The organism is Solemya pervernicosa gill symbiont (genome assembly GCF_002020875.1).
In the GTDB taxonomy this organism is placed as follows: domain Bacteria; phylum Pseudomonadota; class Gammaproteobacteria.
In genome coordinates this window covers 59,867-77,647 of sequence record NZ_MPRL01000014.1, presented here as the reverse complement: position 1 = coordinate 77,647, position 17,781 = coordinate 59,867, and the positions used below count along the sequence as shown (strand labels likewise).

General features: G+C 54.1%; 18 protein-coding genes. 1 reads left to right on the top strand and 17 read right to left on the bottom strand.

The window, feature by feature from the left end; all coding sequences use genetic code 11:
- Positions 1–203 precede the first annotated feature (203 nt).
- From BOW52_RS05240 to BOW52_RS05175, 14 genes are all read right to left on the bottom strand, one after another.
- Positions 204–698 carry a DUF2938 family protein gene (locus BOW52_RS05240; protein WP_236725647.1) on the bottom strand — a complete coding sequence of 165 codons (495 nt, stop codon included), beginning with the start codon at positions 696–698 and terminating at the stop codon, positions 204–206.
- Positions 699–916: 218 nt separating this feature from the next.
- Positions 917–1,837 carry a glycosyltransferase family 2 protein gene (locus tag BOW52_RS05235; RefSeq protein WP_078483037.1) on the bottom strand — a complete coding sequence of 307 codons (921 nt, stop codon included), beginning with the start codon at positions 1,835–1,837 and terminating at the stop codon, positions 917–919.
- A 19-nt stretch (positions 1,838–1,856) separates the two neighbouring features.
- The gene (locus BOW52_RS05230; protein WP_078483036.1) at positions 1,857–2,981 is read right to left on the bottom strand and encodes a class I SAM-dependent methyltransferase; all 1,125 of its coding nucleotides are present in this window, start codon (positions 2,979–2,981) and stop codon (positions 1,857–1,859) included.
- A 32-nt stretch (positions 2,982–3,013) separates the two neighbouring features.
- On the bottom strand, positions 3,014–4,201 hold the full coding sequence (locus tag BOW52_RS05225; RefSeq protein WP_236725645.1) for a class I SAM-dependent methyltransferase: 1,188 nt from the start codon (positions 4,199–4,201) through the stop codon (positions 3,014–3,016).
- Positions 4,198–5,421: a class I SAM-dependent methyltransferase gene (locus BOW52_RS05220; RefSeq protein ID WP_135622057.1), complete on the bottom strand. Its 1,224-nt coding sequence runs from the start codon at positions 5,419–5,421 to the stop codon at positions 4,198–4,200. Before BOW52_RS05220 ends, BOW52_RS05225 begins: the two co-directional genes overlap by 4 nt.
- Complete coding sequence (locus BOW52_RS05215) at positions 5,421–6,464, bottom strand: NAD-dependent epimerase/dehydratase family protein (RefSeq protein ID WP_078483033.1); 1,044 nt, start codon at positions 6,462–6,464, stop codon at positions 5,421–5,423. The genes BOW52_RS05220 and BOW52_RS05215 overlap by 1 nt, the downstream gene beginning before the upstream one ends.
- 2 nt (positions 6,465–6,466) lie before the next feature.
- Positions 6,467–7,228 (bottom strand): glucose-1-phosphate cytidylyltransferase, encoded by a 762-nt coding sequence (rfbF, locus tag BOW52_RS05210; RefSeq protein WP_078483043.1) that lies wholly within the window; start codon positions 7,226–7,228, stop codon positions 6,467–6,469.
- A 54-nt stretch (positions 7,229–7,282) separates the two neighbouring features.
- Complete coding sequence (locus BOW52_RS05205; protein WP_135622055.1) at positions 7,283–8,257, bottom strand: hypothetical protein; 975 nt, start codon at positions 8,255–8,257, stop codon at positions 7,283–7,285.
- A 177-nt stretch (positions 8,258–8,434) separates the two neighbouring features.
- Entirely contained in the window at positions 8,435–9,094 is a 660-nt protein-coding gene (gene adk / locus BOW52_RS05200) for an adenylate kinase (protein ID WP_078483031.1), read from the bottom strand.
- A gap of 254 nt (positions 9,095–9,348) precedes the next feature.
- Entirely contained in the window at positions 9,349–10,776 is a 1,428-nt protein-coding gene (locus tag BOW52_RS05195) for an HDOD domain-containing protein (protein WP_078483030.1), read from the bottom strand.
- Positions 10,777–10,871: 95 nt separating this feature from the next.
- The gene (locus tag BOW52_RS05190) at positions 10,872–11,438 is read right to left on the bottom strand and encodes a hypothetical protein (protein ID WP_078483029.1); all 567 of its coding nucleotides are present in this window, start codon (positions 11,436–11,438) and stop codon (positions 10,872–10,874) included.
- A gap of 6 nt (positions 11,439–11,444) precedes the next feature.
- A complete protein-coding gene (locus BOW52_RS05185; RefSeq protein ID WP_078483028.1) occupies positions 11,445–12,560 on the bottom strand; it encodes a hypothetical protein in 1,116 nt (371 codons plus the stop codon).
- Positions 12,561–12,606: 46 nt separating this feature from the next.
- On the bottom strand, positions 12,607–13,812 hold the full coding sequence (locus BOW52_RS05180; RefSeq protein ID WP_078483027.1) for a vWA domain-containing protein: 1,206 nt from the start codon (positions 13,810–13,812) through the stop codon (positions 12,607–12,609).
- A gap of 2 nt (positions 13,813–13,814) precedes the next feature.
- Entirely contained in the window at positions 13,815–14,861 is a 1,047-nt protein-coding gene (locus BOW52_RS05175; RefSeq protein WP_078483026.1) for an AAA family ATPase, read from the bottom strand.
- 331 nt (positions 14,862–15,192) lie between these two features.
- Between BOW52_RS05175 and BOW52_RS05170 the strand changes: the two genes are divergently transcribed.
- Positions 15,193–15,447: a hypothetical protein gene (locus tag BOW52_RS05170; RefSeq protein WP_078483025.1), complete on the top strand. Its 255-nt coding sequence runs from the start codon at positions 15,193–15,195 to the stop codon at positions 15,445–15,447.
- Between the two features lie 308 nt (positions 15,448–15,755).
- On the opposite strand, the gene trxA is transcribed toward BOW52_RS05170, so the two are convergent.
- The 3 genes from trxA to cheB form a co-directional block, all read right to left on the bottom strand.
- Positions 15,756–16,136: a thioredoxin gene (trxA, locus tag BOW52_RS05165; protein WP_078483024.1), complete on the bottom strand. Its 381-nt coding sequence runs from the start codon at positions 16,134–16,136 to the stop codon at positions 15,756–15,758.
- 161 nt (positions 16,137–16,297) lie between these two features.
- Positions 16,298–16,696: an RNA-binding S4 domain-containing protein gene (locus BOW52_RS05160; RefSeq protein ID WP_078483023.1), complete on the bottom strand. Its 399-nt coding sequence runs from the start codon at positions 16,694–16,696 to the stop codon at positions 16,298–16,300.
- Positions 16,697–16,727: 31 nt separating this feature from the next.
- Positions 16,728–17,774 carry a chemotaxis-specific protein-glutamate methyltransferase CheB gene (cheB, locus tag BOW52_RS05155; protein WP_078483022.1) on the bottom strand — a complete coding sequence of 349 codons (1,047 nt, stop codon included), beginning with the start codon at positions 17,772–17,774 and terminating at the stop codon, positions 16,728–16,730.
- Positions 17,775–17,781: the final 7 nt, after the last annotated feature.

Below are 17,781 nucleotides of genomic sequence, written 5' to 3'. Positions count from 1 at the left end.
ACGCCGACATAAAGCCGCTGCTGCATCTTCTTCGTCGTTCGCTCGCGCTCTCAACTACGAATATGCAGACGGCGTCGACTATCGCGGACTAACCGCCTTTGCTTCGCTATCCATGGCGGTCAGCGATCGTTAACAAGACTTCCTTTCAAACATTCAATCCCATCGTCCATATAGCGCTGCCTGTTGATCAGACCAGGTTACGTTCAGCCCTTTAGCGCAAGCAGACCAGAAAGCAGATAAAAGAGATACATCGCCTGACCAAAGGTCAAATGAGACAAAAAACTTAAAATTGGCATTGCAACGGGTCTTGGGTGTTTTTGAGCAAAAAACCCGTGACCCAATGCGGGCTGCAATATTAGATAGGGCACAACGAGAGTTACGACACCAAACAGCGACGCAGACAAGAGCGTGGGCGAGGCATCTCTCACCACATACGTTAAGAAAAAATATATCAGCGACCAGGAGACTCCAATCAAATAATGCATAAACCAGCCAAATGCCAATTCACCCTGCACCTGCTCTGACTTCGATATGTGACCATGGGTAAACTGGCCTTTTCTCATCAACAAAAACCACCTACCAATAAAACGCCATTCAGTCTTTGGCGTACCAAAATACTTTGCCATGAGGATGCTAAAAACATCCAAAAGCGCCGTCGCTAATAGACCAATGGTTATTGCAATGATGACATGGATCATACTCACTTCACTTCTCCATGAATCCGGGGAGTCGCTATTTTTGCGAAAGTTTGTTTTGGGCATCCAAGCCCAAGCTTCTACGTCGTTCGCTCACGCTCTCAACTACGAATATACAGACGGCGTCGACTATCGCGGACTAACCGCCTTCGCTTCGCTATCCATGGCGGTCAGCGCAAGGTTGCGGCACGCTTTCGAATAAACGCGCCTACCACTATGGATTACTTATTGCTATCGACCGAAACAAGCTGTTGAAAATCGGCGTGAAAACTTCGCTTAAACCACTTGCGATAAAATCGATCAACACAGGTTGAAGTAGAACAGAGCAGCTTGTCCGTTAACGTCAAATCGGAACGCCAGATCACCCGATACTGCTCGCGTCGTAGTCGTCCTTTCACCTTGTAATCCCTTACATCTCGCTCGGCAGGATCGAACCATGCTCGCAGGTCGCTAGCCTTGCGATTGGCGGCCACCGACATCTTCTCATGCTGGCGGCGATAGAAGAGAAAGTCCTCAACCTGATGAAAATGTCCCAGCAGCGCCAGCTCGGTCAGTAGCGTTTTGTCAGATGAGAGATGAGTACCGATGAGGTGGGTCTTTTTCAACGCTGAGAGCCTGATCAGACCAAATACGGAATTACAGAAGTGCAGCGTACGCACCAGCCGCTTCATACGGCGATGGGGTTTGTGATGGTTAATATCGAGCCGGTCGTAGTAGAGACCCACCTCACGACCTTCGGCGTCGATAAATATCGAGTGTGAAAAGGCGAGCACTGCATCTCGATTTTCATCGAGCGCGGCCACTGTCTGCTCAAGGTAGCCGGGTGAACAGAGATCATCATGAGCGGCCCATTTGAAGAATTCACCCCTCGCCCTCTCGACAAGGCGGTTATAGTTCCACGCTGCACCTCGGTTGATCTGCTCACGCAGGTAGATCACCCGTCTATCTTCGGCTGCGAATTTTTCACAGATCGCCTGAGTGGAATCATCGGAGCCGTTATCGGAGATAATCAGTTCGAAGTCGGTGAACGACTGTTCAAGCAATGACTCCAACGCAGCGGCAAGAAAGTCCTCACCGTTATAGACCGGCAGACCGATAGTGACTCTGGGTGCATCGCTGCACCGATTATGTTGCGTGGACATAGCTGTTTGTCTGCTGTTTCTATTTAATTGTTATGCATTCCGCCGAACCACCGAGATCGCGAACCATCGCCTTAATCTCATGCTGGTAGTTGGCATTCATAATCAGAATCGTATCAATATCGTGCTGTTTTATATACTCAGGCGGCATTATCGGCACGCCGCTGCCCGCTGCGTAGCTGTGCTGTTTGCGCTCATTAATATCGATAAAGGCCTTAATAGCGCCCTGATCGTTAACGAGGTTTGAGAAGGTCACACCCTTAGAGCCTGCACCCCAGATGGCAATCTTACGACTTTCACTACTCAACACTGCAATGCGTTGCTCAAGTACGGAGAGTTGACTGTTCCACTCGGCAGCGAATCGTTCAGCCAACAGCTGCAGATCACCGCTTGGTTCACTGACTGACAACCCTCCCTCTCGATCGACCTCCGCGTAGAGGAACTGATCACCAAAGGCGCGACTTATTCGGTACTCACCAGCCTCGGCACGTCGTAATAGCCTGCCAAGCGATACATCGGAGAAGTAGAGCACATGCTCATAGATTACATCCCAGAAGGCGAACTGTTCCAGCATGTAACGACCATCTGGAACCTCTAGGTAGAGTGCGCCATCATTTTTTAGCATCGACTCATTGAGTAGATATTTAACATAGGGAAGTGGTGCTTGAAGATGCTCTAGCAGATGTCTTGCAACAATCAGATCGGCCTCACCACCCTGCTGCCGCGCATTATGTTCACCCACGTGAAGCTCTAACCAGGGCGGTGTCTCACCACTGATACGAAGGGCCGGATCGAAACCGACCCCGCGATTGATTCCGTCTGCACAGAGCAGTCCGAGGAAATGGCCATCACCCGCGCCCAACTCAACAATCCGTTTACCCTGCAGTTCAAAACGCTCGATCAAATCTGCCGCAAGCGATGATGCGTAGTCACGAAACACCGGAGAGAAGTGGAGTGCATTTTCATAGCTATCACTATATTCGAGTCGCATTGAATCGAATGCCCGGTTGGTAATCAGCTGACACTCAGGACAGAGCACCAGTTCAATATCGCCCCGTGCCGCAGCGCGGGCAGAGTCGGCATCGGCGTAGTGCACATTACAGAAGAGTGGTAACTGACTGAGCCGAAAGAAAGGCTCTGGTAGCACCGTAGCACAGCATGGACACGCCCTAATCACGGTTAGAGACTCACCAGTTCAGTCTTAACACCCAGCTGCTTTAGCTCAGCTGCAATCTCCTGTTCATAAACAGGATTCATCACAATCACCAGATCGGGTTGCAAGGCCGCTAACGATGCGGGCGCACTAATTTCATAACCCGAACCCGCCATGTAGGAGCCTTGCCGATGAGGGTTGATATCAACCACCGCATCGATACGACACCCATTGCCAAGCGCACTGATAAAGGAGACCGCCTTGGAACCGGAACCCCAAAGCACCACCCGCTGCCCAGCCTGATTGGCCCTCTGTACACGCTGAGACCACCCATCCACAGTTCTCTCCACGCTTTGGGAAAATTCATCACTTAGCGTAACCAGTTCAGCGACTGGTCGCTCCAACGAGAACGTCTGTTTGTCACCCGTCTCATCCGGATAGGCCTCAACCACCAACATCTGTTCACCGTAACGTCGGTAGAGTGTCTGCGGTGCCAAGCCCTCCTGCCTGAATAGCGCCGCCAGAGAAGTCGGCGTGAAGTAGGCGCAATGCTCATAGTAGACATCCCAGAAAGCACGCTCTTCGAGTACCCGCGTGGTATCGGGCAAATCGAAGATAATCAGCGGTCTGCTTCCCTCGGGAATCGCCTCACGCAGCTTGTGCATAAACTCGGCGGGCCGGGCGATATGCTCCAGGGTGTGACGACAGATAATTACCTCGGCCACGGCGATCACATCGGTATGTTCTTCAAAGAATCCCTGGATAAAGGTGAGATCGAGATCGGCATGTTCTGCAATCCGTCCCGGTACATAGCTGGCATCAATACCGATACCACGGTTGTTTCCCTGCCGACAAAGCAGGCTTAAAAATTCACCCTTGCCACAGCCGATCTCAACGACGGTTCTGTTGTGCAGCTGATGGCGCTCAATCAACTCATCCACAAACTCATTCAGGAAGCTACGAAAGTGGGCCGAGTAGCCCTGCGTCTCCTCATAACGTTCGGAGTATTCGTGGTAACTCGGATCAAAATGGATGTTTTGAATAAAGCCACAACTTTTGCAGATCGCCAGCTCAATATCCTGTTGCGGATAGGCAAGCGCCTCTTCTCTGGAAGCCATCAACAATACGCTGTGGACCGGCACCCCATCGACCCGATAGAAACCAGTAAGGTTTTCGGCACCGCAGCAGGCACAGGAGCATTCAGTGGCTGTCACTCGAACAGCTCCAGCGTTGGCAACGCCACGATAAATGCTCCACCAGACGCGCTGAAATCATCCAGCTGCGCGACGATCTCATCTCTGAGATTCCACGGCAGAATCAGCAGGCAATCGACCGGTTGCACATCCATATGCTCAGGGGCATAGATCGGGATGTGACTACCAGGCATTCCCTTGCCCTGTTTATTGGGATTGCGATCGACCACATAGTCGATCAACTCACTGCCGATACCCGCAACCTCCAGCATGATGACGCCCTTGGCCGCCGCACCGTAGGCCGCAATCTTTTTACCCTCACCCCGCAGCCTCTTGAGAAGCTGTTTCAGTTCAGAAGTTTTTACCGAAACCTGTTCGGTAAAACTCTTAAAGTAGTCGGGGCGTGTTATACCGATCTGCACCTCACGCTCAAGCAACCCATCCACCGAGGCATCGGGCTGAACCATATGTTCTACGTAAAGCCTCAACGATCCGCCATGTGAGCGCAGCCGGTCCACGCGGTTGAGTGAGAGCCCATGTCGGGTAAAAAGATTGTTGAGCGCCGTGACCGAAAAGTAACAGAAGTGCTCGTGGTAGATCGTATCGAAGGCGCACTTCTGCACCAGATCATCGAGATAGGGGACCTCGATGGTGATCACTCCCGTCGGTTTTAATAGCGTAGCCATTCCGGCAACAAAGCCGTTCAGGTCGGCCACATGGGCCAACACATTATTGGCCACGATCAGGTCGGCGCTCTGCCCCTGCTCAGCCATACGGGCTGCGAGTGCTGTATCGAAAAACTCGACCCGCGTCTCGATACCCTGCTTATTGGCAACCGCAGCCGGACCCTCAGCAGGATCGATACCGAGCACCGGAATTCCCGCCTGTTTGAAATTACGCAGTAAGTAACCGTCGTTACTCGCCAGCTCCACCACCAGGCTCTCTGCATTGAGTTTATGTTCCGCGATCACCGCCTCGGCATAGTGCTGGGCGTGATCGAGCCAGGAGCTGGAGTAGGAGGAGTAGTACGGATAGTCGTCGCAGAAGAGCCGTTCAGGCTCGACCGTCTCAGTGATCTGTACCAAGCCACACACTTCACACAGGACGAGTTCCAGCGGGAAGCGCGGCTCATCATCGTACGAACCGTCCAGATCAACCAGACGATCGACCAGCGGTAGATCACCCAGACGCAGGAACGGCGACGAGATTGGCTCACCGCATGAGCGACAACAGACCGGCACTAGACCGCCCTTTTGACAGCCTGAGCCCAGAAGAGATCGCTGTTCAGTTCACCCGAATCCTGCAGCTCCTTCACATGTTTGATACGCAGGTAACGACTACTGAGAAACTCTTTGAGGGATGTCTGATGCTGCACGTAGTCTCGTGCCAGATCGGCGATGCCGGTCTCGGCACGCCACTTCGGCTTGAAGCCGGGCAGCATCTCAGCAATCTTGTCGCAGTTGACGCGGTAGTTGCGCCTGTCGGGGCCAGCCCCGTCATCGATACGAATCTTGCTACTGGGAATCTCGGCGGCGATGATCTCTGCCAACTCACTCACACGGAAGTTCTCTTCGGTAAGACCGACATTGAAGGCCTGGTTATGAATCGCCTCGCGTGGTGCCTCAAGTGCTGCCTTGAACGCCAACGCAATATCCTCGACGTGAACCAACGGTCGCCAGGGTGTGCCGTCACTCTTGAGCAGAATCTCACCGGTGGTGATGGCGTAACCAAGCAGGTTGTTAATTACCAGATCACCACGCAACTTGGGTGAGCTGCCGTAGGCGGTTCCACTGCGTAGATAGACCGGGCTGAAATCATCATCCGCCATCGGCATCAGATCCTGCTCCACCAGCAGCTTCGCCTCACCGTAGGGTGTAACGGGATTAAATGCCGCGCCTTCGTCGAGGAACTCATTACCTGCCGCACCATAGAGACTGCAGGTGGAGGCGTGGATAAAGCGGCTGACACCCGCCTGTTTGGCGAGCTGAGCGACACGTACCGAAGCGCGATGGTTAATCGCGTAGGTGCATTCGGGATTGAGATCGCCGAGCGGATCATTGGAGAGCCCGGCGAGATGTATCACTGCGTCATATCCATTGAGATGGTGTAGCTCAATGTCACGAATATCGAGCCGCAACGAGGGGATATCGGCTGTTTCAGGACCAAACCAACAGGGCTCAAAGAGATAGCTATCGATACCGAAAAGCTCGTGTCCTGCCTGCTGCAGCATTGGCGTAAGCAGAGTGCCTATATAACCGTTATGGCCAGTAATCAAAACTTTCATTACTAATGATTTCCTTTCACGAGCCACGGTGCATCGCCGCGGCTCCATATCTTATTCAACATCTCTTTTTCGTGGAGCGTATCCATGCACTGCCAAAAACCCTCGTGACGATAGGCCAGCAGCTGACCGTCACGGCTCAGCTCTTCAAGCGGCGCCCCCTCCCAGAGGGTTGAATCACCTTCGATATAGCCAAACACAGCAGGCTCCAGCACAAAGAAAGCGCCATTGATCCACTCGTCAGGATCAACCGTTTTCTCCGCAAAGGCGGTGACCCTCTCCTGATCGAGCGACAGTCTGCCAAATCTCGCCGGAGGATGCACGGCGGTCACCGTGGCGTGGCCACCATGTTGACGATGGAAGGCCGTCAGCGCAGCGAGATCGACATCAGCCAGACCATCACCCCAGGTGAGCATAAAGGTTGCGTCACTCAGATAGGGTGCCAGGCGTTTAATACGCCCACCAGTATTGGTCTCAGTGCCGGTATCAACCAGATCGATGATCCACGCTTCATCATCGCAACCTACCACCCGTACAGCGCCGGCCGGTCCATCAACAACCTCACCCCTGGAACAGAAGTGGTCGACAATCTGTTCGCCCAGATAGCCCGTCGCGATAACAAATTCAGAAAAACCATGGGCGGCGTAGTAACGCATGATGTGGTGCAGAATCGGTTCACCCCCAATCTCTACCATCGGCTTGGGCCGGATCGTCGTCTCTTCACTCAAACGAGTTCCCTTCCCTCCCGCAAGGATTGCGACCTTCATCATAAACAATCGATTCCAGCAGAAACCGTAGCTACGCCGTAGATATTCACGCGACTACTCCCCTCCATGCGCAGACACAATCGGCATCACTCTGACGGACCCAAATTCAACCTGAGTCCTATGTGCCAGCAGCGCCACAGCGTAATCGTGTGAAGGCAGCACATCCTCAGCCCTCTCCTGCACACTGATCCAATGGACGGGCTCGGACTCACCCTCAGGCCACCACTTCATCCTGAGCTCGACAACGGCGGGTTGCTGGTCCCGCTGCCACTCCGCTTCAATGATCAGGTTATAGGGCTGGTTGGGCGTGATGGTGAAATTCTGTAACTGCTTGGCAAACCGCGCTGGACTATCCACCAGTTGTTCTGACAGCTCCACTCCGATACCTGGATATCTGGAGTAGTACCAGCCAAGCCCAAAACGCCAGCCACGTCTCGGGTAGTGCCCCGGCTGATCGGGATGACCACCCCAGAGCGGCAACACACCAAAACCGAACGGTTTTTTACCATTCGTCGCCTGGCGAAAAACCAACTGCGTCTCGACACGTCGTGGACCCGCAAACGCCCCACTGACAAGTAGAATGCGGTCATAGTCTTCACTACCGGGTACTGGTCGAACAGTCGCACCATGCTGATCCCGCACCACCTCCCAATGTCCATCCTGAACATTCAGCGTTTCATCTGCCCAGTCGACGGTGAACGGTAACTGCATCGCACGTGGCTGGTAGTCGAAACAGCGCTGCCGCCCCTCTAACTGCATCGACTGATAGGTAACTGGCACGTCAAAGCCGATACAGTTCTCACCTATCATCAATTGCGATGAGGCGATCTCCAGAGTGAAATTGGGGAATGAGGCGCGAAGCTTGTCGTGAGGGATCGGCTGCCAGGCGCTACCATTAATACGGTAGTGCAGATCCCGCTGAGGGCCTGCGATTGTACCGGTGATATTGAGCGTCAGATCAGCATCCAGTTGTATCTGTGAGTCTGGCGCATGATGGAGGGTTACCACATTCTGCTCGAGAAGGGGCAACAGTTGATAGCCCGCTCCTAACAGCAGCCCGACTATCACAACCAGTTTTATTATTATTTTCAGTTTCAAATCCCTAGACACCGCATGCTTTGCCAACAGCCTAATACAAAACAATCCCCAATAAAAAACGCCCCATCGCTGGGGCGTTCCTCAGTGTAGATCACACTAGCGGTGCGATTATACGCTTGCCAGCCCATCCATGATGGCACCGGTAATTTCATCGAGCTTTCCAACACCGTTGACCTTGATGTATTTCGGCGCTCCGGCCTCACCAGCCTCGGCCCACTTCGAGTAGAAGGCGACTAGCGGCTCGGTCTGGTCGTGATAGACCTTGAGACGTGCCTTCACGGTCTCTTCCTGATCGTCATCACGCTGGATCAGATCTTCACCGGTCTCATCATCCTTACCCTCGACCTTGGGTGGATTAAAGGTAACGTGGTAGGTACGACCCGATGCCATGTGCACACGACGGCCACTCATACGGGTGATGATCTCACCATCAGGCACATCAATCTCAACCACGGCATCAACCTCAACACCCTCAGCCTTCAACGCCTCGGCCTGAGGGATGGTTCGTGGGAAACCGTCGAACAGGTATCCGTTCTTGCAGTCATCTTCAGTAATACGCGCCTTTACCATGCCCATGATGATGTCATCCGAGACAAGACCGCCCTCATCCATAATCTTCTTCGCCGCCACACCGAGCTCGGTACCCTGCTTGACGTGGGCACGCAGCATGTCGCCGGTGGAGATCTGTGGAATGTTGTACTTCTCTTTAATGACGTTGGCCTGGGTACCCTTACCGGCACCCGGCCCGCCCAACAGTATGATTCTCATAGTTCTTATTCTCCTGGAAACTTCGCTTGGTAGACCCCTCGATTATGCCACCCGAGGGCTGCGCCACCTATTCACTGTTTGGATGCGGGAATCCACTCACTTTATGGGTATAACAACGGCTGAACAGGCCATCAATCATTCGGCTTCAAGCCCACAAACAAACACTATCTTATTGTTATTTATCTAATAAATACCAGGCAATAAAAAAGCGGCGGGGCCAACAGGCCGTCGCCGCTTTTTTTGCTAACTGTTAATCAGGCAGCTAACTGAGAGGCCAGATCGTCCAGGTTGCTAGAGTTCTCCATGAATTCCACCATCGCCTCAATTACCTGATCCTCTTCAAGCCCAAGCGCTTCGAGTATCGCAGGTGAGATCTCATCACTATCGGCATCGCCGATGTCGTGCCCCTTGAGCAGGGTATTGGCGAGCAGAATCAGCTGTGCGTAGACGGCGTACTCACTGGTGTAGTCGGCATTATGATGCTCACGCATACTGACGATCAGCTCCTCCGGCATCTCCCAGCTCTCCATCAACCAGGCACCCACCTCAGCGTGCCCCATGCTAAGTACATTCTGCGCATCACCCATACCGATCATGCGCTTCTCCAGCACCGTGATGGGGGTTTCGGGATTCGCGGCGACCATCTTGTTGAGCAGGAAGAACTCTGGCATGAAGATGTGGCCAAGCATCAGGAAACCGAAGTTGTGCAAAAGACCGGTGAGGTAGGCCATACCAAGTTTTGGCCGCTTACCCTTGGGCATCATCTTGGCTAGCATCTGACAGGCGGCGGCACAGTAGGTGGCGTGTTTCCAGAAGGCGTTGAGTCCGAGTGGGCCGTCGGGCGGATTGCGTAGCGTACCTCCGGCAGAGAGACCCAGAGCCATATTGAGTACCGCCTCAAAACCGAGCACCCTGGCGATCGCCTCCTGCAGGGTATCAAGCTTGCCGGCATAACCGAACAGCGGCGAGTTGGCGTAGCGAATCACCTGCGCGGCGAGACTGGGATCGAGTTCAACGATCGAGGCCAGCTCCTTGGCACCCGCATTTGGATCATCACGCAGCTTGAGAATACGACGCGCCATCTCCGGCATCGCAGGCAGTTTATAGAGCCCCTCGATCCGTTTTTTTACCTCGGCAAGAGGTGTAAGCCCCTCAACCTCGGGCAGCACGATCGGGCCACCCTGCTCTTTCGCCTGCCTGACTTTTAGATCGTGCGATGAGGTGGAGAAGCTGGCAAAACGGGCGCTTTTCTGCAAATTGCCAAAATCGGTGCCGCCCAGCTCAATCAGGGTCGTGTGGCTACCCGGTTCAAAATAGACCTTGCTGAGCCCCGCAAGCGACTCATCGACAATGGTCTCAATACCAAACAGACTGCCAAAGGGCGGGATCGAACCCTCCTCGCAATCGGAGAACTGTTCACTCATGCCGTTTACCCCACTCATCTCGAGTGTGCGGCCGAGCAGCTCCTTGAGGGAGTGGAAGTTGATGACATGGCTGACCGGCAGTACCGCCATTACGATACCCTGCTCATCTTTGAGCAGTACCCCACGCGCCATCTCCTGCTGCTCAACATCGGCCGCTTCAGCTGCCTGTTCAAGACTCATGGTGCGCGGATGAATTATCTGACGATAGGCGACGCCTAGTCCGTCAAGCTCCCTTCTTATCGTCGACGAAATCGCCATAGTGAAACTCCTGTTCTTATTGTTCTTAATACTAATGTCAGCAACCTGTCAGGTCCGTGCACAGGTCACAGTTTCCAGGGTCTATCAGCATCTACTTAACTAGTAGGGTCTACCACTCGGGCGTTGCATACCTCAATCTGATCGAAATACTGCGAGAGGCTACGCTGAACCTTCTGTGAGGTGAGTTCCACCATCGCCGCGTGACTCTCATCCCCCCCCTCATCACGGGTCAGTGAGCTCGTCATCAATTCAACCCTCACCGAGTCGGGCGCGTAGTGTCTGGCCAGCTCAATTAACGCATTGGCGCGACCGGGGCGTGCACGCGGCATGGTATAGGAGGTCGATTGTACCGACTCAATCTTGAGGTAGGAGAAGGCTGGGCGCAAATGACGACGAAACTCTACACGTGCATATTCACTCGCATGCCAGGCAAGCTCCTCGAGCAGCCCCAGCAGATCGGACTCGATCGCCGGATCACCCTGCAACTGCTTCAGCGGTGGATAGTAGCCCATGCCACTGGCGTTGACCGATGCATCTACCTGACTCGCCAACACCTCGCCCAGATGCAACGGTGGGTAACCGACGTGCTCCTCAAGAGTCTCCGGTAGCAACCTCACTTCGACAATAAGAGCAACACGGACGATCTCAATATGGGGAGGCATGATGTTCTAATCTCGTGGTGTACGTAGCGTCTGGAACAGTTCGACCAGCGGATCGGTAATCGGGATCAGCTTCTTGCGCAGTAGAGTACCAACTGCATCAGAGTGGGAGAAGAGCGGAATCAGCACCCCCTCATCGATATGAGCCAAGGCCACTGCCGCAAGCAGCTCTTCACGAAGCTCGGGAATAGCTGAGATTAACGACACACGCTCATCCTCCGACTCGAGTACCTGAGCAGCGTATTCAAGCAGTAGTGACATATCGCGGAACTGCTCCACATCACTACGCAGTTCTGCAAAGTAACTACCGATCGCATCAAACAGCGCAGCCACAACATCCTGATCACCGGGACGGCGCAGCACATCCTGGCAGGCATCGAGAAAACTCTGGCCGCGCTGATCGAGTGCGCGCAGCATCACCCCAGCGGTACGATTGCCCTGCTGCTGTAGCTGCTGCAGCTGCTCGAGGTAGCGTGGGTAGTCGCTACGTGGGGTGAGTTGCTGCGGTAGCTCATTGGGCATTTTCTCCAGAAAACCGACCCGATAGGCCTTGCGGGTACGACCGGTGTCCCACAGTTTGGCGCGCATCTTCTCATCGATCAGACCGGGGCGCAGAATCAGCCTCACGCTGCGCAGCATCTGCTCTGGTTCACTCTCAAAGGGTAGAAACTCGGCCAGATATTCAGCCAGCACCGGTCCCATCACCCCATCACGCACCGCTTCATTCTCAAGCATGCGCCCCGCCACCTCAGCAGTCGGCGAGGCCCACCAGGCGAGACGAGCCAGATCATCGGTCAAATCAGGTGCGCAGGCGACTGCAATCACAGCCTCCGGCTCGCCGATTAGCAGCAGTTTGTCGAGTGGTGAATTGGAGATCTGCCCCATCCGCGCCCAGCGGCGCAGAAAGACGGGATAACCCTGCGGGGAGTCGAGCGCATGGGTGGAGAGCAGTTCGCGCACAGCGCTCAGATACTGCTCATCGCGCCCGGTCGGATTGAGCTTCACACGCGCCTCATCCTCACCGGTGAGGCCGTGAACAACCATCGCATGTTCGTCGATGCGGATCGCCTCGGCGGTCACGAGCATCACGTTGAGGCGCAGCGAATCTTCACTACTCAGTTCCAACTATCACTCCTGAAATCATCTCTGCCATCAGACAAACCATACACCATCAGTTGAGCTGTACGCGCTGCCCCCAGGGCACCCTGGCCTTACCCTTCACCAGCCAGATTACCGGCAGATTGGGTTCAATCTCAGGGAAATCGCCCAGCGCATCGGTGAAGTAGACCAGCAGATTGGGGCTCCGCCCCTCACGATCGAGCCACTCGAAAATGGGACGGAAATCGGATCCGCCACCGCCCTCCAGCTCCTCAGGCAGGGCGCACTCCTCCCACGGCTGAAAGGACCAGGGCCCCTTGGGTGAGAGCGCGGCATCACAGGCGTGTAGGGTAATGTTGGCGCGGGTCTGCGCCTTGATGGAGTTCACCTCGGAGAGAAATTCACTGATCTCTCGATCATTCACTGAACCGCTGGTATCGAGCACCACCACCACCTCAATCTCGGCACTACGCAGCGACGGGAAGATCGCATCGCCCTCACGCCGCGAGGGGCGAGAATAGCTGTAGTCATCACGAGCGGTGGCGGTCATGTAACGCGCCAGCAGCATGCGCCACGGCAGCTGTGGCTGCAGCATGTGATCGACCATGCGCGCCATCGCCCCACTCAGCTTGCCCGCCTGTAGCGCCTGCTGGGCGGCACTCGCCATTCGCTGACGCCACTGCACCTCAAGCTGCTGCTGCTCCTCGACCGAGAGTGGTGGTGGCGCCTTGGCCCCTTTGGAACCGCCGGGTTCGTTATCATCGAGCTCCTTCTCAGAGCCACTACCACCCTGACTACCCTGGCTGTTGTTCTGCTCCTCGCCCTCATTGTCACCATCATAGAGGTGCTGATCGAGTAGTTCGGAATCATCCTTATCGTCGATAAGGGGGTAGATCTCCTCGGCCGTCATATCGTCATACTCTTCGATAACGATGGCGTTAGGCGGAGGAATCAGATCATCGCGAAGCAGTAACGGATTGACAGCGAAATCACATGCGAGATCCCAGCGGTGTTTGACCCGGTATTGTCGGCGAGAGAAGTGTGACAATGCGCAGTGCAGCGCCTCATGAGCGAGCACAAACTGAGTCTGTGAGACCGAGAGATCTTCGATATAGCTGCGATTGAAGTAGAAGCTACGTGCATCGGTGGCAGTCGTCGCACACCAGTCGGGATTGGCCTCGACCATCGGCAAACGCATCACCAGCGCACCGAGAAACGGTTTGTCGAGAATCAGGCGCGTGCGGGCCGCGCTCAGTTTGGTCTCGACAGAATCGGCCACGCCTACCCCTCGAACAACATTACGTCAGCGACCGCCTTCGCCCAGTGCGAGAACTGCGGCACGCTGAAGAGGTCCTGACCAATCGCCCGGTGCATATCAGAAACCAACATCACTCCCATCTCACGCTGACGAAAACCTCTGGCATAGTCGAGGATATGACCAAAGGTGGTGTTGGCATTCTCACTCCCCTTCGCCTGCAGCGCACGGGCGACCAACGCCGAGGCGACCGCGTACTGCAGATCGACCTCCTTGGGTACATCGAGACTATCGCCACTGATGATCGCATCGATATCGGGCAGCTTCTCCATATTGTCGATAAAGGCGGCCAGCTCGATACCGGCCGCAGGCCCCACACACGACTGCAGCGCCGGTGAGAGCAGCTCATTGTGATCGCCAAACTTCTGTAGACCACGATGGGCAAACTCCCAGGTACGTGGCGAGGGGAAGGCGACTGGATTGTGTGCCGGATCAAAATCGAACAACAGTTCGGGGCGGAAACGCAGGAAGGCGATCAACCGCTCATCAATGCCGTTGGCATAGGCCCAGGAGACCCAGTCGTCGAGGTTAACCTCCAGCTCAAAGTGGGAGAAACGGTTGGCTAGCGGTGCCGGCATGCTGTAGGTCACACCGCGGTCACCCTGGCGATTACCGGCGGCAAAGATCGCCCACCCCTCGGGAATGTAGTACTCACCGAGGCGACGATCGAGAATCAGCTGATAGGCGGCGGCCGAAACACTCGGTGGTGCCGAGGTGATCTCATCGAGAAACAGGATGCCCTCGGCACCATGACGCTCGGCATCGGGCAACATCGAGGGGATTGCCCACTCAACATGCTCATCGCTGCGGAACGGGATACCGCGCAGGTCGCTCGGCTCCATCTGCGAGAGACGAATATCGACCAGTGGTACACCGTGTTTCTCGGCGATTTCGGAGACGATCTGAGACTTTCCGACGCCAGGGGCGCCCCACATCATGACAGGGGTGTGCTGACCGGTGCGTGCACTCAGAAATTCACGCTCCAGGACGGTCAACAGTTGCGATGGCCGCATACTCTCTCTACCTCTAATTCACGCTACTACGTTAGAAAACAGCTATATCCTACTATTACACTCAATAATGCCCGAGCGATCCAGACATTACCATTATGGATTAGATTTATTGAGGTATTCGTGTGAAATACAAGTACTGTACTGGCCGAAACACCCTTAAAAATTGAATGGCTAGGAAGATCTGTAGGTCTAGTAAACCTAAGCGTTTGCTATTCCAAACCATCTCCAAATCAAAGACGACATTGCCTTTGGCCATTTATTAACTGCGTTGCGTAGAATAGGGCCAATTTGCACGACTCAATAGTAAGGATATATCCGAAAAGGAACCTCAATGTTTAAGAATCTATCAGCCGCAATATTCATATCACTAATCGCTATTATCAGTGCAATTCTGGGCGCTAGTAGCAGCCACTATTTACTGGAAAAGGAAATCAAAGATACTCAACAAGCACTCAGAAAAGATTTTCTAAGTACTATGGAAGGGCTTTACAACTTAGCCGCCGAAGATGCTCTATTCCGGGAACCATTAAACAACTACTGGGTACTCGTCAAATTATCGGATGAACTTGAAAAAGAAAACGATTAGTCAATCCGAGTTGCACAAGAAGTTATTGCAATAGCACTAAAGAACTCTCTCCCAGAAGTCATCAAATTCTGTGACACGAGAAACAGCAAGAGAGTTAGAAAATACTGCAGTGAAACGATTCCAGCAGCCCAACAACACATTGATAGCTACCATCCATAGTTCTGAATCTTCACAGGATGCCAGAATGCATCAATAATGCAGTAACAAGCCACGCCTACTTGTACAAGTGTCTCCATCACACGAAAAACCAAATTAATCCCATAAAAAACCCGGCCAAGGCCGGGTTTTTTATGGGACAGAGAGGAGAATTAACCCTCCTGTTGCTGATCCGCCATCTGGGACTCGATCTGCTTACGCACATCTGCCATATCGAGATCTTTAACCTTGTCGATCACCTGCTCCAGACCACTGGCTGGCAGTGCGCCTGCCTGTGAGAAGACGATAATCTGCTCACGGAAAATCATCAGGGTCGGGATAGAGCGGATCTGAAAGTGTCCGGCAATCTCCTGCTGATCTTCGGTATTGACCTTGGCGAAGATGGCATCGGGATACTTCTCTGAAGTCTCCTCGAAAATGGGGCCAAATGTCTGGCACGGACCGCACCAGGTTGCCCAGAAATCGATCAATACGATCTCATTGTTAGTAATAATTTCGTCAAAATTGTCCTGAGTGAGTTCAATAGAGGCCATTGCAAGTTAACTCCGTAAGTCGTGACTTCAAAGCCATGAAGTCCAATAAATTCAGTAGCGTACGATCTATTTACCGCACCCTGCCCACCAATAGTTGCGAATGGTGGCGTAATCTTCACACCCCACTCTCTCTGATATCTGACGACAGTATAAGCGTTTTCTTATTTACGTTCACGTCGCGTGAAACGGACGATCTTTCGCCGCGCACGTTTATCGGGGCGATGGTCGGAGGGTGGCATGGTGCTGGCGAGCAGTCGTCGCTGCTCGGCCTCCCGCTCACGTTTTTCACGACTCTGCTCATGTTCGCTATAGAGCAACTGCGCCTCTTTGGCCGGACCGCGACGCTCAGCGAGTCCGTCGATAGTCACTATGTACTCCTCATGACCACGATGGATACTCAGCTCGTCTCCGACTTTAACCGTCCGTGACGCTTTGGTCCGGGCACCGTTGAGATGGACCTTACCACCATCAATCGCCTCAACAGCAATACGCCGTGTCTTGAAAAAACGTGCGGCCCAGAGCCACTTATCGAGTCTCAGTTTGGAGTCTTGCTCGGGCATAAATAAACGGGGTATCTGTTTGAGGCTTGAACTAGAGTGCCTGTGGAATCTTGCATCCACTCTGTCGCCCGGTAACCAGGGCAATCAGGCGACTGGCCAATGCATCCAGCGCAACCACTTCATCGGCTGCACCTAGCTCAACGGCCTTCTTTGGCATGCCATAGACGGCACAGCTAGTCTGATCCTGAGCGATGGTGTGGAAACCCTCACGCCGCATCGAGAGCAACCCAGCAGCGCCGTCCCAGCCCATGCCAGTCATCAACACTCCGTAACCGCAACCGCGCCAGTTATAGGCAACACTATCAAACAGTGCGTTGATCGAGGGATGGTAGGGAGCATCACTGACCTGCTCACTCAGTCGGACATGTGATCCATCTTGCATAATCATGTGATGGTTTGAGGGTGATATCAGCACCGTGCCCGTCTCAACCTTGTCACCTTCCGCGGCCAGACGGACCTTCAGATCGGTCTGGCCGTCGAGCCACACGGCGAAACTCTCAACAAACTGCTCATCAACATGTTGCGAGATCAGAATCGCGGCGGGAAAGTCAGCTGGCAGCTTGGCCAGCAGGTCGGCGAGTGCAGCGGGACCACCGGTGGATGCGCCAATGGCAATCAGACAGCTACTATCGCTGACGGCAGGGAGGTTGCTGTCAACGGCCGCCACCGTACTTTCGCTGTGTTGCGAAATCAGGGTGCCAACCAGCTTAATCTTTCGCAGCAGGGCATCCTTACCCTCAGCATTTCCATCGGCACCCAGCACGGGCGTATTGACCGCATCGAGCGCACCCGCCCCCATCGCCTCAAAGACCAGTGCAGCATTGCCTTTGACCGTTGCTGTGACCACCAGAATTGCGCAGGGGGTTGCCTGCATAATCTTCCGTGACGCCTCAACACCGTCCATTACCGGCATAATCAGATCCATCAGGATCAGATCGGGCAGATCCTCAGCGCAGCGTTCTACCGCCTCGGCACCATCGTGCGCCATCCAGATGAGCTGGTACTCGGGAACCATGGAGATAACGCGCCGGAGACCCTCCAGCGCAAGTACTGAATCGTTAACAATCGCTATTCGCATAATGGAA